Consider the following 18,217-nt stretch of genomic DNA (forward strand, 5'->3'; position numbering starts at 1 on the left):
ACCGACCTGAGCCCGGAGCCTGCAATGAGCCTTTCACCTTTCCATCTGGCGATACCTGTGTATGACCTTGCTGCTGCGCGCAGTTTTTATGGCGAAGTGTTTGGCCTGGCTGAAGGTCGATCCAGCGAGCAGTGGGTCGACTTCGATTTCTATGGGCACCAGCTGGTGATCCACGAACACCGGAAGACATCGTCGCAGGAACACGTCCACAGCAATGCAGTAGACGGGCATGACGTGCCGGTTCCGCATTTCGGCATCATCCTGCATTGGGAGCAATGGGAAGCGCTGGCCGAGCGCCTGAGGTCGCTGGGCACGCAATTTGTGATCGAACCTTACATCCGTTTCAAAGGGCAGGTCGGCGAGCAGGCCACCATGTTCCTGTTCGATCCGTGCGGTAACGCGCTGGAGTTCAAGGCCTTCAAGGACATGAGCCAGTTGTTTGCCAAGTGAACGGCAGAAAGCCGCTTTCAGGAAAGCGGCTTTCGGGTTGCAACTCAGTTGAAACGCGAATCAGACTTTCGAACCGCCCCAGCGCGGAGCGTTTCTCAGATCGTCACGCTTCTGGGCGTCCGGTGATTTGTGGGGCTCACCGTACTCCACGTGCAGCGTTTCATCCAGACGGTTGCTGGACGAGCCTTTCTTCTGCGGCGTTTCGTCAAAATGTTCCCACTCGGCGCGCTGGAAGCGGAACAGGCTGTCGTCTTCGGGCGCTTCGCGTTCGCGATAATGGTGGATCGAGTAATGCGCGTATTCCACCTTGTCGCCCCAATCGGCCTGCAACAGGCCATCGGCGGCCAATTCGCGATACCAGTCGTTTTCTTTCTCGGACGCCTTCTGTTTCTTGTTGTGGTCGACAAAGTAACCGATGATCCCGCCGACCACGGCGATGACCACCCCGACCAAAAAGAATGGCCCGGCCAGTGCGGTGGCGGCTGCTCCGCCTGCGCCGACCAGCGCAGCGGTACCCAGCACCCCGGCAGACGCGCCGAATGCGCCACCCGCGATCTGCAGACCTCCCGCTGCCTGCGCCAGCTTGTCACCGGACTTGACGCCGTCCTTGATGGTAAAGGCGCCGAGCACGATGTCGGCAAAACCGCCAGCCAGATCCGTTGCCGGCCCCAGCACTTTGACGACTGAGCCTGCAATCTTGGCCGAGACACCGGGCTTGAGCTTGACCTCGCTGTCCAGGCGCTGAGAGATTCCTTCAACGGCCTTGTGCTCGGCCTGCGCATTGCCGGTCAGGTCGCCTATCAGGTCCATGCGCTGGTTGTCGGTGATGTCCAGCGCAGAGCGTATCTCGGCGAGCCGCTCGGCACTCAGGCCACTGGGGCTGACTTCGACTTTGGGCGGCTTCATGTCCGACTTGCCCCAGATTTCCGGAACGGTCTTGTCCAGGCCCAGCAGATCGACCAGGCCGCCTTTGCCCATCAGGTCGCCCACCTTGTCCGCCAGTTTGACGAAATGGCTGGCGCCGCCTGCAAAACTGATGAAGTCCTTCGCGATGCTCAGACGCTGGAGGGGCGTTTCGCCCAGTTTTCCCCCTTTACCCACCATTTGGTAAATGGCCGAAAACAGTGACACGCCCGCAGCCACCGAGCCCATGACGCCTTTGCTGTTGAGGGTGTTGAAGATCTCTCCGAGTTTGCCGCGATCCGCCACTGGAATGTAAGGCTTGGACAGCGCGGTCTTGATGTCGGCCTCGCTCACTGAGCCTTTTTCCTGGTAAGCCTTGCCGACTTCCTTGAGCGCCTTGGCGATGTCCTCGGTCTTGGCGTTGCCGACGACGCCTTCCTGGATGAATTTTTCGAACGTTGGCTGAAGGTGGCGGGGCAGGTCAACCAGAATGCCCTTGAGTTCGCCCTTGAGCAGGCCGAACAGATCCTTGGTGGCCAGCGCGTTGTTTTCGTCACTGATTTTCGACGGGTCGGCGACCAGGTCATTGAGATCACTGGTGAGACCATCTGCCTGAATCGACTGCGCGGCTTTGCTGGCAGCCTCGGGGTCGACCAGTGCCAGCGATGACAGGGTGTCGCTCAGGTCCTTCTGGGCTTCCTGTCCAAGTCCCTGTGCCTTGAGGTCCTTGAGGTACAGCACGTAATCGGGATTGGCAGTCAGGTCGATCAGCTTTTGCTTGATGGCGTCCTTGTCGGGCACTTTGCCGAGCGCGTCGGTCATCTTGGTCTGGTAATCCTGCTGCACGGTCGGATCAGAGAACAGCGTCGTCAGCTGTTCCTGCAGTTTGCCGCCATCGATGATGTCGTGCATGTCCGCCGAACTCAGCTGAGTCTGCTTGCTGTCGAATTCCCGCCAGGTGCCACCGAATGCGCCTTGCGCCTCTTCATAACCCGTCAGCCCGCGACCGTTGTCATAGGCGGCCTGCGCTTCGATGGCCCTCACCAGCTTGGCGCGCGGATCATCCTTGGCGATGTCGCCGTTCTTGACGCCCTCGCGGTACTGATCCAGCAGCTCTTTGGTCGCCAGTTCGCCCACATTCAGCTCGGGGGAATTTTCATCGTCCTTATCGGCCTTCACCCCGGTTTTCTGGCCCATCAGGTCCAGTTCGGCAGCGGGAGGCAAGTTATGACGGGTGCGCGTCTCTTCGATGTTGCCCGAACCCAGCTCGTTCCATTTCGCCACGACATCGTCGTACAGTTGCGGGCTCTGGTCTTGCGATACGATGAACTTGTCATCACCGTTGGCAAACCGGATCAGGCCGTCGCCCAATTCGTCCGGCGAGCCGATGACAATGTCTTTGTTTTTCAGGAAGTCATTCGGACCAGCCAGTTTGTAACCTTCCGCCTCACTACTGTGAATCTTTGTCCACGCGTCATTGAGCGTACTGACCTTCTCGAACAGCTCGGGCGTCAGGGCTTCGGAGACGACAATCCGCTCGCCCGCCTGATTCTTGTAACTGATCTGGCTGTCTTCCTGGCCGGTCACCCAGGTGAACTCGGTAATGTCGCCCAGTTTCGGGATCGGGGTGTTGCCGTCTGCCAGAAGTTGCCCCTCGTTGACAGCCGTTTCCAGCGCCGTTCTTTTTTCCGGATCGGACACGACGGTTTGCAAGGCCGCGAGGTAGTCGAACAGCTTTGGATTATCGTCTCGGGCAACCACGACCTTTTCGCCATTGTGTTCGTAACGGATGGTGCCTGGGCCTGCTTCATTCAGCGGCCCGACGGTGGTGCCGAACACAGGCGGCCACACTTCGTTGTCACCGGCCCTGCGATAGCCCTCACCTTCGCTTTTGCTCAAACCGGTCAGGCTGGTGAATGCATCCTTGGCAGCCTTATACAGTTCAGGGTTGTCACGCTGCGCCACGACGACCTTGTTGCCTTCGCGGTCCACGTAGCGCATCACGCCGGGACCCACCTCATCCACCGGACCGACCACGGCGAAATCACCCAGTTTCTCGGGCGGTTTTTCATCAGCTCCGGCTACGCGATAGCCTTCACGCTGGCTGTTGCCCACGCCAGACAGGGCCTTGAAGTCAGACGCTACCTGCTTGAACAGCTCGGGACTCTGCTGTTGCGACACAATGACCTTGCTGCCATCGGCCGCCTCGTAACGAATAAGGCCTGGCCCGCTTTCGTCCGGAGGACCGATGCGTGAATAGCCGCTCAACGTCTCGGGTGCTGCAGCGTCCGCGTTGGCCAGCACGTAGCCGGCCTCGACGCTGGCCTTGAAACCGGCCACGCGCGGCTGATCTTCGACCACCTGTTGGTAAAGCGCCGGGCTTGTGGATTTGCTGACCAGTACGTGGTCGCCATTCTGAGTGACGTAGCGCACGGTGTCGGCCGCCACCGTGCCTGGCTTTTCAATGGAGGTGTAGTCATTCAACGCGGGCGCTTTATCGTTGGCGCCGGCCGGGCGGTACTGAGCGCCATTGCGGTTACTGGTCTGCAGCAACTGTGTGAAACGGGCCTTGGCATTGAAGCCTGGCGTTGCCGAGGGAAGAGGGCCGGGTGTCTGACCTATCGTGGGTGTCGACATACCATATGACTCCTGTTGTAACGGTTGGACTGGGTCCCGAAACGGGCCGCGCGTTGAGTTACTCAATGACACAGAGCCGTCTCGACCCTTCGGGCGACATACACTTTCGAGCGTGAACTGGTCATTGAATTGTGCCGTCATTCAATAGCGCACAATTACGGTACTGCAGGGTGTTACTTGCATGACACTAACATTGCCGCGTGTCATATAAGGGTTGCGAAGTGCATTTTCACAACATTTCACAACGGGCTTGAAAGCGTCCTGAGGCCCGTCAGACCGGTCTCCATGCTGTGCGCTTTGCGCTGCCGGTGTCTGGTGTAAAGTTCAATTTCTCCAAAAATATAATTACGCACAATAAATATCATTTTGATATTACTTGTCCGATATCTTTTTGTTTGGGGCTGTTTTTGCAAATTCACAACTTTTCACAGCACCGCTCAATAAGCGCTGCGTAGTATTCATGGGGTCGGACAGCAAACTTCTTAGTGGCGCAGTCGCCAACTATGTATTGCGCAAGAGTGTCCGGTCACCGCTTTTTGGCTTGCCTGTCGGCAGGTACAACTTCCCTCGAAGCAAGGAGAAACAACATGAGTTCTACTCCACCCGTAAGCTCCGGCAACTCTGACGCAGCGATCGAAAAAATGTCCGCCACCTTTGATATGGCGATCGAGAAGTCGGCCAAGATCACCGAAATCTCCACCGCCAAGAAGGCAGAGCTGGACGCGACCAAGCAACGTCCGCAGAACTGACGTTGTCATGCGGGCAGCATCGCCGCTGCCCGCATCTTCTCTTCACGAAAAGTCTTGCGATCGACAGTTTTACCCGGCTCTGACGTGCCGTTTCCGGTAAATCACACGGTGGTGACTCGATCATGACAGCCCTGATTTCATTCAAGTCGACGCCCGATACCGCGGCGCCCGGCCAGAGCGCGCGTGTGCTCGAAATTCTTCAAGGTTTGCACAAGGGTGTTTCACTGGCCCTGGACAAGCCTGGCTATAGCATCGGGAGCGCCGCGCCTGCCGACCTTATCCTGAGCGACGCCGATATCGCCGCTCAGCATGTGCGCCTGGTGTTTGCCGTTGACCAGACGAATCTCGACCGGGTAGCCATCGAAGCCTGCGGCGGTGACGTCGCGTTCATTCATGCCGGCGGTCTGCGTACGGTACTGACGGCAGGCACCGGTCAGCGAGTCCGCCTGCCAGTGGAACTTGAGCTGGGTCAGGCCCGGCTGTGTCTGCGCGCGGACCGGCTGCAAGCAGTCGCCTCCGGTGTTGCGAGCACGCGTTTCCCTCTGGTCTGGGCGCTCGTCGCTGCGTTGGCGCTGTTGCTGATCTGCGCGACCGCGTTTGCGCTGCATGCACCGCGCGAAGATGCCATGCGCGCAATAGTCACCCATCAAACACCGTTGCCTGAAGCCGCCCCGGCCCCGACGCTCGTTCAGGCGCAGGGCTGGCTGGAGCAGGCGTTGAAAGAGGCTGGCCTTCAACAGTTGCACCTTGTCAGCCACAGCGGCACAGGTCCTGGCGGACAGCTCGGTGTGGAAGGCACCTATTCCCCGGAACAGAAAAGCAGCTGGCTTCAGGTCCAGCGTGCTTTCGACAGCCAGTTTGGCCAACACATCGTATTGACCCCCAAGGTGCAGCTCGCAGCTTCGGTGGCCAAGCCTCGCGTGCGTTTTCAGGCCGTCTGGTTCGGTCCGGATCCCTACGTGATCGATGAACACGGCAAGCGTGTCTATCCCGGTGCAGCGTTGCAGGACAACTGGACCCTGGAAGGCATTGCCGATGATCAGGTGCGCCTGGTGCGTGGTCAGGAAAGGTTTGTGTTTACGTTATGAAAGTCGACCTGCGCCCCGTACTTCCGTCCCCTGGCGAGCCGCTGCCGGCCGTCGAACGCGTCGCCCCGGTATCGCCACGCCAGGCACCGCGATTCGAAGCATTGCTTGACCAGCGCGAAAGAAAGGTACGCCGTTCGCTGCGTGGTGAGCTGGAGCAGACCGATCAGGCCGCTGCTGCCAGCACCGAGCTGTTCGGCACCGTGCGCTCGCTCCAGACCCTGCGTTACCTGCTTGACGAAGTCTTGCCTGCGCTGGATGCCGAACCGGATATCCGGGCGCTGGCTGAAGATGTGATCCGTGAGGAAATCGATATCCGCCTGTTACTGGAACAGCAACGCGCGCAGGTGCAGCCATGAGCGCGAGTCAGGATCGTGAATGCGTCGAGCTGCTCAAGGGGCTTGGCGATCTCTATCGTCGCTGCGGTCAACCGCAGCGGGCGCTGGTGATGCTGTTGATTGCCATCCAGCTGGCACCGGCCGACACCGGTCTGCTTCACAGCCTGGTGCTGGCCTTCACCAGCAGCGGTGATACCAGCAGGGCGCTGGCAGCGCTTGATCGACTGGTAAGCTATCAGGGCGAGAGCGCGGCCTTGCTGCTGTTGCGCAGTCGTGCCTTGTGGAAAGCCGGAAACAGGGACGAAGCCCGTCAGTGCTTCAGACGCTACCTGAGCGCCCGGAGGGATGAGCAATGACGTTCATGAATCGTCTCAATTTGCTGGCGCAGGTCGCTTCAAAGCGCACCGACGTGATCATCGTCGCGTTCATGCTGATGGCCATCGCCATGATGATCATTCCGCTGCCGACCTATCTGGTCGATGCGCTGATCGGGGTGAACATCGCGCTTAGTCTGCTGATTCTGATCGTTGCCTTCTACATCAACCATTCGGTGGAGTTTTCGGCATTGCCGCCGCTGATTCTGCTCAGCACGTTGTTTCGGCTGTCCCTGTCGATCACCACGACACGCCTGATTCTGCTGGATGGCAATGCCGGTCATATCGTCAAGGCCTTCGGCGATTTCGTGATCGCCGGTCAAGTGGTGGTCGGGCTGGTGGTGTTTCTGATCATTACCGTGGCGCAGTTCGTGGTCATCACCAAAGGTGCCGAGCGGGTCGCCGAAGTGGCTGCGCGCTTCACTCTGGACGCCATGCCCGGCAAGCAGATGAGCATCGATAACGATCTGCGTAATGGCGATATCGATCAGGCCGAGGCGCGTCGCCGCCGCTCGCGTCTGGAGCGTGAAAGCCAGATGTTCGGCGCCATGGACGGGGCGATGAAATTCGTCAAGGGCGACGCCATCGCGGGGCTCGTGATCCTGTTCGTCAACCTGCTGGGCGGAATGATGATCGGCATGGTCGAGCGCGGAATGCCTTTTGCCGAAGCCGCCCATACCTATTCGTTGCTGACTGTCGGCGACGGTCTGATCGCGCAGATTCCCGCACTGTTGATTTCGGTGGCTGCCGGCACGGTGGTGACGCGGGTCAACAGTGACGGCGAGGAGCGCGACCTGGGGACGGAAATCGTCCGGCAACTGGGCGCCAGTCATCGTGCATTGGGGCTGACCGCGCTGATCCTGCTGGGTGTCGGGCTGTTGCCTGGGTTTCCGTTGCTGGTGTTCGTCGGGCTGTCGGCGGTGTTGGGCGGCAGTGCAGTGGTGCTCTGGCGTCGCTCCAGAACCGACGCGTCCGTGTCCGCAGTCGATCCGGCGGAAGATGAGCCGGCGGCCGAGCCAGACGTGCCCGAAGTGCTGGAAACATTCGAACGTCCATTGGACAGCCGTGTGCTGCTGAGCGTCGGAGACGGTCTGGCTCATGCGGCGCCATTGCAGCCGCTGCGGCAGCGGATCGAAGCGCTCTGCCACGAGATTCGGGCCGACCTTGGCATTGATGTGCCGGTGCCTGAGGTTTATCTGGATCGTTCGATGTCCTCCGAGCGTTTTCAGGTCGAACTGGAAGGCGTGCCCGTCTGCGAAGGCGAGTTCGAGGGCCAATGGCTGCTTCTGCAGGACGACTCCGTGCACGCTCAGTTGCTCGCTGTCGAGCCCCGCGAGGCGCCGTCACCGATCAGTGAACGTTCGGGTTTTTGGGTTGAGCGCGAGTATGCCAGTCAGTTGCAGGAGGCCGGTATCGGCTTTCTGTTTGCCGACGAGGTGTTACGTGAGGTCCTTGATCGCACACTGCGCCGCTACGCTGCCGACTTTCTGGGGATCCAGGAAACCCGCGTGATGCTGGAGCAACAGGAAGGCAAATACGGTGAGCTGATCAAAGAGGTGTTACGCATCCTGCCGTTGCAACGTGTGGCTGAAGCGTTGCGTCTGTTGGTCGCCGAAGGCGTTTCCATCCGCAATCGCCGAGGTCTGCTTGAGGCGATGGTGGAGTGGGGGAGCCGCGAATCCGACGCCGGACGCCTCACCGAACATCTCCGCGCCGGACTGGCGCGGCAGATCAGTCATCAGTACGCCGACCGCAATCGAGTCATCAGCGCGTTCGTCCTGGCACCGGCGCTGGAGGAGCAGTTGCGCGCAGCCATCAGCCGCCTGGACAAGGGGCGTGATTCGGTCCCGGACGACATTGCCCGCACCCTGCTCGTGCAAGTGCGCCGGTTGTGTGACCTGTTGCCGGAAAACGACGCCACCGTGCTGCTGGTGCACCCCGAGCTGCGTCGGGGCATCCGTCGCATGATCGTTCGGGGCGAGCTGCAGTTGGCCGTGCTGTCGTTCAGGGAGCTTGCGGGTGAATACAACCTTCAGGCGGTCGGCACCCTCAGCCTGACCGATATCAATACGCGTACGGCCTCAGGGTCCGGTTCCGTCTCTTCATTGGCGACTGCCTCATGACTTTTACAGTAGCTGCACTGCGTACGTTTTTCTTCAGCCTTGGCGTGCTGCTTCTGAGCAGCCATGCCAGCGCCGAGAACATCGGCAAAGGTGCCAAGGGCACGATCGATCTGGGAATCGGTGAAGGCCGGGTGCTGCATTTTTCGGCGCCCGTGGATTCGGTGATGGTCGCCGAACCGACTATTGCCGATTTGCAGGTGGTATCGCCCGGCGTGATTTACGTATTTGGCAAGGCAGCCGGGGAAACCAGTCTGATTGCTCTGGACGCTGAAGGACAGGAAACCGCGACGCTGAGCCTGTCGATCAACAGCGGCACCTCGGCCGTCTCACGGCCGCTCAAGGCGCTTCATCCGCAGAGCCAGACGCGTATCAAGGCCACCGGCAATCGTCTGGTGGCCGACGGTGGGGTGCAGGATGTGGGCGAGGCCACCGACCTCAATGCGCTGTTGAGCACCGAAGGGCAGAACTTTCAATCGACGATCAACAGCGCCACCTATGCGGGCTCCGCGCAGGTCAACATTCGGGTGCGTTTCGCCGAAGTCTCGCGCTCCGAACTGCTGCGCTATGGCGTGAACTGGAACGCGCTGTTCAATAACGGCACGTTCTCCTTCGGTCTGCTGACCGGTGGCGGTCTTGCGAGCGGCGCGGCGGGCGGCGCCTCGAATGTCATCAGCGCGGGGCTGGCCTCGGGCAACGTCAACATCGACGCGATGCTGGAAGCACTGCAAAGCAACGGTGTCCTTGAAGTGCTCGCCGAACCGAACATCACGGCAATGACCGGACAGACCGCCAGTTTTCTGGCCGGTGGCGAGGTGGCCGTTCCAGTGCCGGTCAACCGCGAAGTGGTCGGGATCGAATACAAACCGTACGGGGTTTCACTGCTGTTCAGCCCCACGCTGTTGCCCAACGGGCGAATCGCGCTGCAGGTGCGCCCGGAAGTCAGCAGTCTGATGAGCACCACGACGCTGGACGTCAACGGCTATCAAGTGCCGTCGTTTCGCGTACGCCGCGCAGACACCCGGGTCGAAGTCGGCAGCGGCCAGACCTTTGCCATAGCCGGACTGTTCCAGCGTGAGAGCAGCCAGGACATGGACAAGGTGCCGATGCTCGGTGACATGCCGATTCTGGGCAATCTGTTTCGCTCCAAACGGTTTCAGCGCAATGAAACCGAGCTGGTCATCCTGATCACGCCGTACCTGGTCGAGCCCGTCAAGGACCGAGTGGTCGCCACGCCGCTTGACAAGCAGCGCGCAGCAGCGACGGCATCCGCCAGCCCGCGCACCGGTGGTGCATTCGGCTTCTACATGAACTGACAGGAGCAGGCCATGAACTTCAATCCAGCGTTGCCCGTTCCCTTTGCGTGTCTGTTGTTATGTCTACTGGGCGGCTGCAAGACGCACCTTGATCCGGTCAGTTATTCGCCGGACTACACCGCGGTCACCCGCGCGGATGGCCGTATCGAACTGGTGCCTCAGGCGTGTGCCCAGCCTGCGGCGCAGGATGACATCGGTGTCGGTGAAGACTTCCAGGCCTTGCTGCCGCCTGGCTGCGCCAGCAATCTGATTCTGTTGCAGATGGTCGAGCAGCGTGCCGACGTGCTGCGCGGGCGTGATACCGGACCGACCATGGCGGCGCCGGTCGGCCGTGCCGCGCAGGTGTACATCGACGGCTATGACCGTGAAGAACTGCGTCGCCGCCAGGCCGAACAGCAGGCCAGCACCGACACCCGGGAGGCGCGATGAACTCAGCGGCCGTCCACCAGACCCAGCGCCTGGGCCTGCGCTGCAGGGTCCTTGATGGCCTTGATGCGGCGCGCCTCGTTGATCAACTTGCTGCGCTCGGCTTTCGGAATGTCCTCGAAGCTCATGCTCTTGAGGTCCTTCTCGCGTCCAGCCAGCACCATGACCAGCAATTCGTTGCGCTGATGCCTGGGCTGCGCCAGTGGCGACTGGCTCACCGTTTCGATGGTCTGCAACGCCTTCTGACTGTCATCGCCCAGCGCGTAGGCCAGCGCCAGGTTGCAGCGGGTGTCCAGATCGTTCGGGGCAAGTCGCAGGCTGGTGTTGAAGGCGGTCTGGGCCGGTTTGGCCTGGCCCAGCAGGATGTGCGCGATACCCAGGCGGTTCCACGCCGTCGGCTGCTGCGAGGCGTCTGCCGCCTGGGTCAGGGCTGTGACAGCGCGCTCCAGCTTGCCTTGACGCAACTGAGCGGTGCCCAGCCCCAGCAGGGCGTCAGGGTCGTCGGCCTTGAGCTCCAGCGCGCGTTGAAAAGCCCGCTCGGCGCCCCGTGTATCGTTGCTGGCGAGCAAGGCATTGCCGAGCTTGAGCCACGATTCGATGCCGGCCTCAGGCTGCTGGGTGGCGCGCTGGTAGAACGAGGCCGCCGTGGTCGGGTCGCCGCGCTTTTCCAGGTCCGCCGCCAGTTGCATGAACCGCTCGTAGCTGGCATCGCTGCGGGGTTGAGTGGCACAGGCCGTCAAGGTCAGACAGCCGAGCAGCAACAGCATGGACGCGGAACGAGGGGGCATGGACAAGGCTCTTGTGAAAGTGGATCGGGCGAGGCGAATCATCCGCCGAGGGCTGTTGCAGGCGAGCGCCATCTTATCGACTCGGCGCGCAATTGCGACCGTTTTCTGAGCCTGATTCAGCCCGCTTTGTTCCCTGCGAGCATCATGCAGGGTGGAGGTCACCATGACGCGCTTCAGGCTTGATCGCCTTGCGGCGCACAGCGCCATGCTGCTGATGCTGGCCGGGTTTTCCTGCGTGTTGCAGGCGGCACCGGGTCACGAGCCTGAGTGGTATTCCAGACCTTACGCCTACGTGCTGGTGGATCAGGACATCCGTGGCGCCCTGACCGAATTCGGCCAGAACCTGGACCTGATCGTGGTGTTCTCCGACAAGGTGCGCGGCGCGGCGCGAGGCACCGTACGCGGCGCCAGTGCGGGAGAGTTTCTGTCCCGGTTGTGCGATGCCAATCAGTTGAGCTGGTACTTCGACGGCAATGTGCTGCACATCGCCCAGTCGGACGAAGTCGGCACCCGGGTGTTCGACCTGTCGGGGCCGAAGCTGGATGAGCTGCAGCAATACCTGGCGCAACTGGAGGTGTCCGGCCAGCCGATGTCCAGTCGCGCCAGCCCCGATCACGACAGCCTCTTCGTGTCAGGTCCGCCTGCGTACCTGACGCAGATTCAGCAACACCTTGATCGTCAACCTGTCGCCGAGACTGCACCGGTGGTGCGTGAGCGCGGTGTGCGGGTATTCCGTGGCGGTGTCGTCACCCAGGTCACCAATGACCGTCAATAACCCAAAGGAGCGTTACTCATGTCCGTGAATCCAGTAGACAGCACGACCGATGTCAATCCTTCCAGCCAGGAGTCGCGTTTCAATGCGGCCGTTGACAACGCCACACAGGCGTCCAGCGACATCGAGTTCAACGATGCGCTGATCACCCAGGCCGTCACCATCGGCGGCCAATTCATCATCATGCCGCGTGCTCAGGAAATGCTGAACGAAGCGCAGTCCGATGATGACTCTGAATAAGGATCGACCATGACCGTCAATCTCGCTGCATCACCGGCGGCGGCAGCCTTGCCGTCGCCGGGAGGAGGCGGGGGCATGCAGGCCTCGCAGAACCTTTTCGAACACATGGCCGAAAGCGCCAAAGGGATGCCGCAGGGCGCAAGTCCGCACCAGATCGGCAGCAACCTCATGGAGCGCCTGGATGGCTTCATCGATCGCTCCCGGCAGTTCTCCGAACGCGCCGATGCGATGACTCACGGCAGTGCGCCGTCTTCAACCGGTCAGGCGCCGACACTCGAAGCAAGCGCCGCTCAGGATGTAAGCAAGACGGGCGGGCCACAGGTCGACCGGATCGTGCAGTCGCTGGGCCGGATGTTCGACTACTCCATCGAAACCCAGATGGTGGTGCGCGGAGCTACGCAGATATCCGGTTCCGCCAACACCCTTCTCAAAGGTCAATGAGCCATGCCCAGATGCCGTCGTGTCCTGTGCCTGCTGATCGTGTCCGCACTTGCCAGCCTGCTGCAGGCCTGTGATGTCGACCTCTACACCAACCTGGGCGAGCGGGAGGCCAATGCCATGCTCGCCGCGTTGCTGCGTGACGGCATTCCGGCTTCGCGCAAGGTTCAGGACAACGGCCAGCTCAAGGTCATGGTTGACGAAAAGCGCTTCGCACAGGCCATGGCAGTGCTGGATGACGCCGGTCTGCCGGGGCAAAGTTTTTCCAACATGGGCGAAGTCTTCAAAGGCAATGGCCTGGTGTCTTCGCCGGTGCAGGAACGTGCGCAGATGGTCTATGCGCTGAGCGAGGAGCTGTCGCACACCGTGTCGCAGATCGACGGCATCCTGTCTGCGCGGGTGCATGTGGTGTTGCCCGACAATGATCTGCTCAAACGCGTGATATCGCCGTCATCGGCTTCGGTGCTGGTGCGTTTCGATCCGAAGACAGATATCAATGTGTTGATTCCGCAGATCAAGACGCTGGTCGCCAATGGTATTTCCGGACTGGGTTACGACGGCGTTTCGGTGACCGCGATCAAGGCTGTGCTGCCGCCCAACGCCGCTGCCGGGCCGCAACTCGGCAGCTTTCTCGGGTTATGGATGCTTGAAGACGACGTACCTCGGGCCCGGTGGCTGTTCGGCACGCTGTTGCTGATCGCCTTGGTGCCCGCTGCGATTCTGGGGCGTCAGCGCTGGAAGCGGCAAACGGCTGAAGGTGCCTACATCCTGAGTGACGCGCCATGAGTGCCGGGTTGACAGTGCAGTGGCAGGCGCTCACCGAACAGCCTGTGGCCTTTGTCCGTGAACGCTGTATCAGCGAGTGCCTGGTGCACGATCTTGCGTCAGCCGAGCTTGCGCAGATGCGCGAATCACCACGCTTTGCTTCGCGTCTTGAGGGGCTGTTGAACGACCATTTTGGCTTGCAGCCCTTGGCGCAGTTGCCGTTGCCTGCCGAGCAGGACTTGCCGGTAATGCTGCTGAGCGAGCGTGATTTTGCACAGCTGCCGCGCCTGTGTGGCGCGGTCTGGCATGCGGCGACACTGACCCGGGAAATTCGCGGTCAGGTGGTCGCCGAATACCGCCAGTTGCTGGGCGAGGACACCTTTGCCTTTGCGCTGGTGCATCGGCATCTGGCCGGCGCGGCTGACCTGCTGCGGACGCCCGCCGACCTGGCACAGGCCATCGACCGAGACGGCGCGGCGTGTGTTGCCACTTGGCTGGCTGGCCAGCCTGCAAACCTGCGGGCCTGGCTGCAACTGCGCGTGGACTATCCAGAGCCGGATCAGCCCGGTGATCAACGACAGGTCTGTGTGGTGCAGATCGTGGCCGCTCATCTGCTGACGCGTGCGCAAGGAAACGACCATGAATGATATGCCGACCCGCCCTGGTACACGCATCGTGCGGGCTGCCGACGCGGACCGCTGGATCGACGGTTACGCGTTTGTCGCCGCTGCGCATGAAGAGGCACGCCGTGTACGGGAGGGCAGCGCGCAATGGCTTGAGCAGGCCCGGGCGGAAGGCTTCGAACACGCCCGCCGACAGGGCGCAGAGGAGGCCGCTGCACGGCTGGCGCAGACCCATGCTCAGGTGGACCACTACCTTGCAGGTCTTGAGAGCTCGCTGGCTGAACTGGCCATGAATATCGCCCGCCAGGTGTTGGGCGAACTGGACGAGCGCGAGCGGCTCCTGCGCTGCACGGCGCAGGCCTTGTCTGCGTTTCGCCAGGATCAAACCCTGACGCTGTACGTGCCCCATAATGAAGTCGAACGTCTGCGTCAGCACATTGCGCAAGGTTCGTTGTCGTTGCAGGCGCTTAATGTGGAAGGCGACGACCAGCTTGAAGCCGGTCAGGCGCGTCTGAGCAGTCCGGCGGGCTCGGTGGAACTGGGGCTCGATGCCCAACTGGACAACCTGCGCCGCGCACTGTTGCCGCTAAGCGAGGGTGAGCGCCATGAGTGAAGCCCTGGCCGGATTGATCGGTGGCTTGAGCCAGCGCCTGCAGCGTGCCCAGCCTCGGCCGATGCAGGGCACCTTGCGCAGTATTCGCGGGGTGCTGCTGCGTGCCAGCGTGGCCGGCGTGAGAATCGGCGAGCTGTGCCTGTTGCACGATCCAGGCAACGGTCGAGAACTGTCCGCTGAAGTGATCGGCTTTGATGAGGACGACGCGATCCTGTCGCCCATTGGTTCGATGGAAGGCCTGTCGACCCGCACCCGGATCATCGCCACCGGACAGGCGGTGGGTGTGCAGGTGGGGGATGCCTTGCTCGGTCGGGTGATCAGCCCGATGGGCGAGTTTCTCGACGGACCGGCGCTGACTGCCACGCTTGGCCTGCAACGCTACCCGCTGCATGCCGAGCCACCGGCCCCGTTCAGCCGCCAGCGTATCGTCGAGCCGCTGTCGCTGGGTATACGTGCCATCGACAGCCTGCTGACCGTTGCCAGCGGGCAACGCATGGGCATCTTTGGTGAGCCTGGTGTGGGCAAATCATCGTTGCTGGCCAGCATCGTTCGTAACAGTGACGCCGATGTGATCGTCATCGGACTGATCGGCGAGCGTGGGCGTGAAGTGCGCGAACTGCTCGAGGGGCAACTGGACGAGGCGGCGCGTGCCCGGACCGTTGCCGTCGTCGCCACGTCGGACAGGCCTGCCGCCGAGCGTGTCAGAGCGGCCTACGTGGCGACCGCTCAGGCTGAATACCATCGCGATCAGGGACGTAACGTCCTGTTGCTGATGGACAGCCTGACCCGTTTCGCCCGTGCCCAGCGCGAAATCGGCCTGGCGGTGGGCGAGCCTCCGACACGGCGCGGTTATCCACCGTCGTTTTTCTCGGCGCTGCCACGGTTGCTGGAACGCGCGGGTCCAGGCCCGACCGGCAGCATCACCGCCCTGTACACCGTGCTCACCGAAGGTGACGCGGCGACGGACCCGGTCGCCGAGGAAACCCGCTCGATTCTCGACGGCCACATCGTGCTCAGCGCTGAACTGGCCCAGCGTGATCACTTTCCGGCCATTGATGTGCTGCACAGTCGCAGCCGTCTGATGGAGCAGGTGGCTTCGGCAGCGCACAGGCAGCTGGCGTCGCGGATGCGCGAACTGATCGCTCGCCGTCAGGCGATAGAACTGCTGATTCAGGTCGGCGAATACGCCGCGGGCAGTGACCCGCTGGCGGATGAAGCCATTGCCCGACACGGCGCCATCGAAGCATTCCTGCGCCAGCCCGCCGCTGAACACGACACCCTCGCGCAAACCCTGGCGCACATGCGCAAGGTACTGGCATGAACGCACTCAACCCCTGGAGTCCGAACGGGCCGCGTCACGGAGAAATGCAATGAAGATGGCTGATCTGCATAACCTGCAAGCCCTGCGCCTGCTGCGTGAGCAGCGCGCCTCTGCTCATCTGGCCACTCAGCGCGAGCGTTGCCGTGAGACCCGCCATCACCTTGATCAGGCCAGAGAAACCCTGCGCCTGCACCGTGAGATGCGCGCGCAGGAAGCAGAGCAGGCTTACGGTCTATTCAGCGAAGGTGTTTCAGTGAGTGCCTGGCACGCAGCTCAGGTGCACCTCAAGCAACTGGATGAAGAGCGTGAGGCGCTGCAGGCCGACGTCAATGCCGCTGCGCTGAACGTTGAAACCGAGGAGCAGGCCCGTGAGCGACTGCGTGTTGAGCACAGGCAGCGCCAACAACAGAGCCGGGCATGGCAAAGCCTGCTTGAACAGCGCCTGAGCCTCGAGACGCGTCAGGGTGAACAGCGCGACGAGGCCGAGCAACTGGCGTCAACGAGCGATAACGCCCTGAGCGTCGACGCAGGCAGTGCAACAGGCGCTGGAGATGAGCGGTGACGGCTTACGAGACCTCTTTCACTGGCGATGCGCTGTCGGATTTGCCGTCGTTCGACCCCGATGTACTCAGTCTGCATAACCGCCTGCATCGCCGGATGGCCGACTGGCACGGCGTACTGCGTGGTAAGCCGTTGCGTGTGCGTTGGGCCGGCGAGGCGGGCGTCGATCAACCGTGCGTGTCGGTTGCCCTGATGATCGGCCAGTCGACGGTCGAGCTGAGTGTGCCGGAACCGTTATTCGAGCTGTCCGGGATCACCTGGCAACCCGGCTCGGCCATTGATCGCCAGAACGAGGCGCTGTTGCTGGAGCAGGCCTGGCTGGAATGGATCGAACCCTTGGAAGCCGTTCTGGGTGAGCCCTTGCAGGTGATTCCCTGGACCGCGGACCCGACGGCACGTTGCCTCGGTGTCTCGCTGGCGGTGCACATCGCGGACTTCCCGGCAGTGCGTGTGGATCTGGGAATGAACAGCGCTGCGGCTGATCACGTCGCCGCTCTGCTGAAGCGCCACGCAGCGCCGCATCAGGATGCGCTGCATGGGCTGAGGCTGGTGATGCGTGCCGAGGCAGGGCGAGCGCCGCTGCGCGTGGACGAGCTGCGCAGCCTCACGCCAGGCGATGTGGTGATACTCGATACCTTGCCTGACGAGCAGATCCGGCTGCGTATCGGCCAGCACTTCCAGGCTTGTGCACGACGCTCGGGTCATTCGCTTGAGTGGTGCGGGCTATGGCGCGGCGCCGACCCTGACGCCAGTACGGTAATCACTTTCAACAGGAATGATGCAATGAATGAACCCACCGCAACGCCGGATCTGGATGTCTCGCTTGACGCGCTGCCGCTGACGCTTGTCTGCCAGGTGGGCAGTGTCGAACTGACGCTCGAGCAACTGCGCGAAATGGCGCCCGGAACGCTGCTGCCGCTTGCCTCGTCGACTCGGGACGAGGTGGACCTGATGGTCAACGGACGACGCGTAGGGCGTGGCGAGCTGGTGCGTATCGGTGATGGCCTGGGCGTGCGCCTGCTGGGTTTCAATTCGCCATGAACGGCTATCAGCCGAACCTCATCGAGATCATCCTGGTCGTTGCGACCATCGGCCTGATTCCGCTTGCCGTGGTGACACTGACCGGCTTCATGAAGATATCCGTGGTGCTGTTCCTGATTCGCAACGCTCTGGGCGTGCAGCAGACGCCGCCGAATCTGGTGCTGTACGGCATCGCCCTGATCCTTTCGGTCTATGTGACCACGCCCTTGATCGGCGACATGTACCGACAGGTTCAAGGACGCGATCTGAGCCTGCAGAACGTTCAACAACTCGAAGAGCTTGGCAGTGCGCTGCGACCACCCTTGCAGGCACATTTATCGAAATACGCCAACGAGAACGAACGCGGCTTTTTCGTTCAGGCAACCGAAACCATCTGGTCACCCGAAGCGCGCGCCGATCTGCGCGACGATGATCTGGTCGTGTTGATCCCCGCGTTCGTCAGCTCCGAGCTGACCCGTGCGTTCGAGATCGGTTTTCTGTTGTACATCCCGTTTCTGGTGGTCGACCTGCTGGTCTCCAATGTGCTGATGGCGATGGGCATGTCGATGGTCTCGCCGACGCTCATTTCGATACCCCTGAAGATCTTCCTGTTCGTGGCGCTCAGCGGCTGGTCGCGGCTGATGCACGGGTTGATCCTGAGTTATGGAGGCTGATGCC

The 18,217-nt window shown here is 61.6% G+C and carries 20 protein-coding genes; 18 read left to right on the forward strand and 2 right to left on the reverse strand.

Features of this window, described 5'->3' with window-relative positions; all coding sequences use genetic code 11:
* The first annotated feature begins 24 nt into the window (after window positions 1-24).
* Window positions 25-450 (forward strand): VOC family protein, encoded by a 426-nt coding sequence (locus tag JTJ32_RS05130; protein ID WP_210041247.1) that lies wholly within the window; start codon window positions 25-27, stop codon window positions 448-450.
* Between the two features lie 60 nt (window positions 451-510).
* Here JTJ32_RS05130 and JTJ32_RS05135 read toward each other — a convergent pair whose 3' ends face one another.
* Window positions 511-3,990, reverse strand: a complete 3,480-nt coding sequence (locus JTJ32_RS05135) for a hypothetical protein (protein ID WP_210041249.1) — start codon at window positions 3,988-3,990, stop codon at window positions 511-513.
* A 587-nt stretch (window positions 3,991-4,577) separates the two neighbouring features.
* On the opposite strand from JTJ32_RS05135, the gene JTJ32_RS05140 reads away from it, so the two are divergent.
* The 7 genes from JTJ32_RS05140 (at window position 4,578) to JTJ32_RS05170 (ending at window position 10,401) form a co-directional block, all read left to right on the forward strand.
* On the forward strand, window positions 4,578-4,739 hold the full coding sequence (locus JTJ32_RS05140) for a hypothetical protein (RefSeq protein ID WP_003377029.1): 162 nt from the start codon (window positions 4,578-4,580) through the stop codon (window positions 4,737-4,739).
* A 122-nt stretch (window positions 4,740-4,861) separates the two neighbouring features.
* Window positions 4,862-5,827, forward strand: coding sequence for a SctD/MshK family protein (locus JTJ32_RS05145; RefSeq protein WP_210041251.1), 966 nt, complete (start codon window positions 4,862-4,864; stop codon window positions 5,825-5,827).
* On the forward strand, window positions 5,824-6,183 hold the full coding sequence (locus tag JTJ32_RS05150; RefSeq protein WP_004886367.1) for a hypothetical protein: 360 nt from the start codon (window positions 5,824-5,826) through the stop codon (window positions 6,181-6,183). The genes JTJ32_RS05145 and JTJ32_RS05150 overlap by 4 nt, the downstream gene beginning before the upstream one ends.
* Window positions 6,180-6,518: a type III secretion apparatus assembly chaperone SctY gene (gene sctY / locus JTJ32_RS05155; protein WP_099230251.1), complete on the forward strand. Its 339-nt coding sequence runs from the start codon at window positions 6,180-6,182 to the stop codon at window positions 6,516-6,518. The genes JTJ32_RS05150 and sctY overlap by 4 nt, the downstream gene beginning before the upstream one ends.
* Window positions 6,515-8,659 carry a type III secretion system export apparatus subunit SctV gene (gene sctV, locus JTJ32_RS05160; protein ID WP_210041253.1) on the forward strand — a complete coding sequence of 715 codons (2,145 nt, stop codon included), beginning with the start codon at window positions 6,515-6,517 and terminating at the stop codon, window positions 8,657-8,659. The genes sctY and sctV overlap by 4 nt, the downstream gene beginning before the upstream one ends.
* A complete protein-coding gene (locus tag JTJ32_RS05165; protein ID WP_210041255.1) occupies window positions 8,656-9,972 on the forward strand; it encodes a type II and III secretion system protein family protein in 1,317 nt (438 codons plus the stop codon). Before sctV ends, JTJ32_RS05165 begins: the two co-directional genes overlap by 4 nt.
* A 12-nt stretch (window positions 9,973-9,984) precedes the next feature.
* The gene (locus tag JTJ32_RS05170; protein WP_099230256.1) at window positions 9,985-10,401 is read left to right on the forward strand and encodes a hypothetical protein; all 417 of its coding nucleotides are present in this window, start codon (window positions 9,985-9,987) and stop codon (window positions 10,399-10,401) included.
* A gap of 2 nt (window positions 10,402-10,403) precedes the next feature.
* Here JTJ32_RS05170 and JTJ32_RS05175 read toward each other — a convergent pair whose 3' ends face one another.
* The gene (locus JTJ32_RS05175; protein ID WP_210041257.1) at window positions 10,404-11,186 is read right to left on the reverse strand and encodes a tetratricopeptide repeat protein; all 783 of its coding nucleotides are present in this window, start codon (window positions 11,184-11,186) and stop codon (window positions 10,404-10,406) included.
* Between the two features lie 214 nt (window positions 11,187-11,400).
* On the opposite strand from JTJ32_RS05175, the gene JTJ32_RS05180 reads away from it, so the two are divergent.
* The 10 genes from JTJ32_RS05180 to sctR are packed head-to-tail and all read left to right on the forward strand — an operon-like array spanning window position 11,401 to window position 18,213.
* Window positions 11,401-11,961, forward strand: a complete 561-nt coding sequence (locus tag JTJ32_RS05180; RefSeq protein ID WP_408004588.1) for a type III secretion protein — start codon at window positions 11,401-11,403, stop codon at window positions 11,959-11,961.
* Window positions 11,962-11,979: 18 nt separating this feature from the next.
* Complete coding sequence (locus JTJ32_RS05185; protein WP_210041262.1) at window positions 11,980-12,198, forward strand: hypothetical protein; 219 nt, start codon at window positions 11,980-11,982, stop codon at window positions 12,196-12,198.
* A 9-nt stretch (window positions 12,199-12,207) separates the two neighbouring features.
* Window positions 12,208-12,639 (forward strand): hypothetical protein, encoded by a 432-nt coding sequence (locus JTJ32_RS05190; protein ID WP_210041264.1) that lies wholly within the window; start codon window positions 12,208-12,210, stop codon window positions 12,637-12,639.
* A gap of 3 nt (window positions 12,640-12,642) precedes the next feature.
* The gene (sctJ, locus tag JTJ32_RS05195) at window positions 12,643-13,422 is read left to right on the forward strand and encodes a type III secretion system inner membrane ring lipoprotein SctJ (protein WP_210041266.1); all 780 of its coding nucleotides are present in this window, start codon (window positions 12,643-12,645) and stop codon (window positions 13,420-13,422) included.
* Window positions 13,419-14,048 (forward strand): type III secretion protein, encoded by a 630-nt coding sequence (locus tag JTJ32_RS05200; RefSeq protein WP_210041268.1) that lies wholly within the window; start codon window positions 13,419-13,421, stop codon window positions 14,046-14,048. The genes sctJ and JTJ32_RS05200 overlap by 4 nt, the downstream gene beginning before the upstream one ends.
* Window positions 14,041-14,637: a FliH/SctL family protein gene (locus JTJ32_RS05205; protein WP_210041270.1), complete on the forward strand. Its 597-nt coding sequence runs from the start codon at window positions 14,041-14,043 to the stop codon at window positions 14,635-14,637. The genes JTJ32_RS05200 and JTJ32_RS05205 overlap by 8 nt, the downstream gene beginning before the upstream one ends.
* A complete protein-coding gene (locus JTJ32_RS05210) occupies window positions 14,630-15,958 on the forward strand; it encodes a FliI/YscN family ATPase (protein WP_184322908.1) in 1,329 nt (442 codons plus the stop codon). Before JTJ32_RS05205 ends, JTJ32_RS05210 begins: the two co-directional genes overlap by 8 nt.
* Window positions 15,959-16,007: 49 nt before the next feature.
* Window positions 16,008-16,520, forward strand: a complete 513-nt coding sequence (locus JTJ32_RS05215) for a hypothetical protein (protein WP_210041272.1) — start codon at window positions 16,008-16,010, stop codon at window positions 16,518-16,520.
* Window positions 16,517-17,560, forward strand: coding sequence for a type III secretion system cytoplasmic ring protein SctQ (sctQ, locus tag JTJ32_RS05220; protein ID WP_210041274.1), 1,044 nt, complete (start codon window positions 16,517-16,519; stop codon window positions 17,558-17,560). The genes JTJ32_RS05215 and sctQ overlap by 4 nt, the downstream gene beginning before the upstream one ends.
* Window positions 17,557-18,213, forward strand: a complete 657-nt coding sequence (sctR, locus tag JTJ32_RS05225) for a type III secretion system export apparatus subunit SctR (protein WP_004886393.1) — start codon at window positions 17,557-17,559, stop codon at window positions 18,211-18,213. The genes sctQ and sctR overlap by 4 nt, the downstream gene beginning before the upstream one ends.
* Window positions 18,214-18,217: the final 4 nt, after the last annotated feature.

This window comes from Pseudomonas alliivorans (assembly GCF_017826695.1).
Lineage (GTDB): Bacteria > Pseudomonadota > Gammaproteobacteria > Pseudomonadales > Pseudomonadaceae > Aquipseudomonas > Aquipseudomonas alliivorans.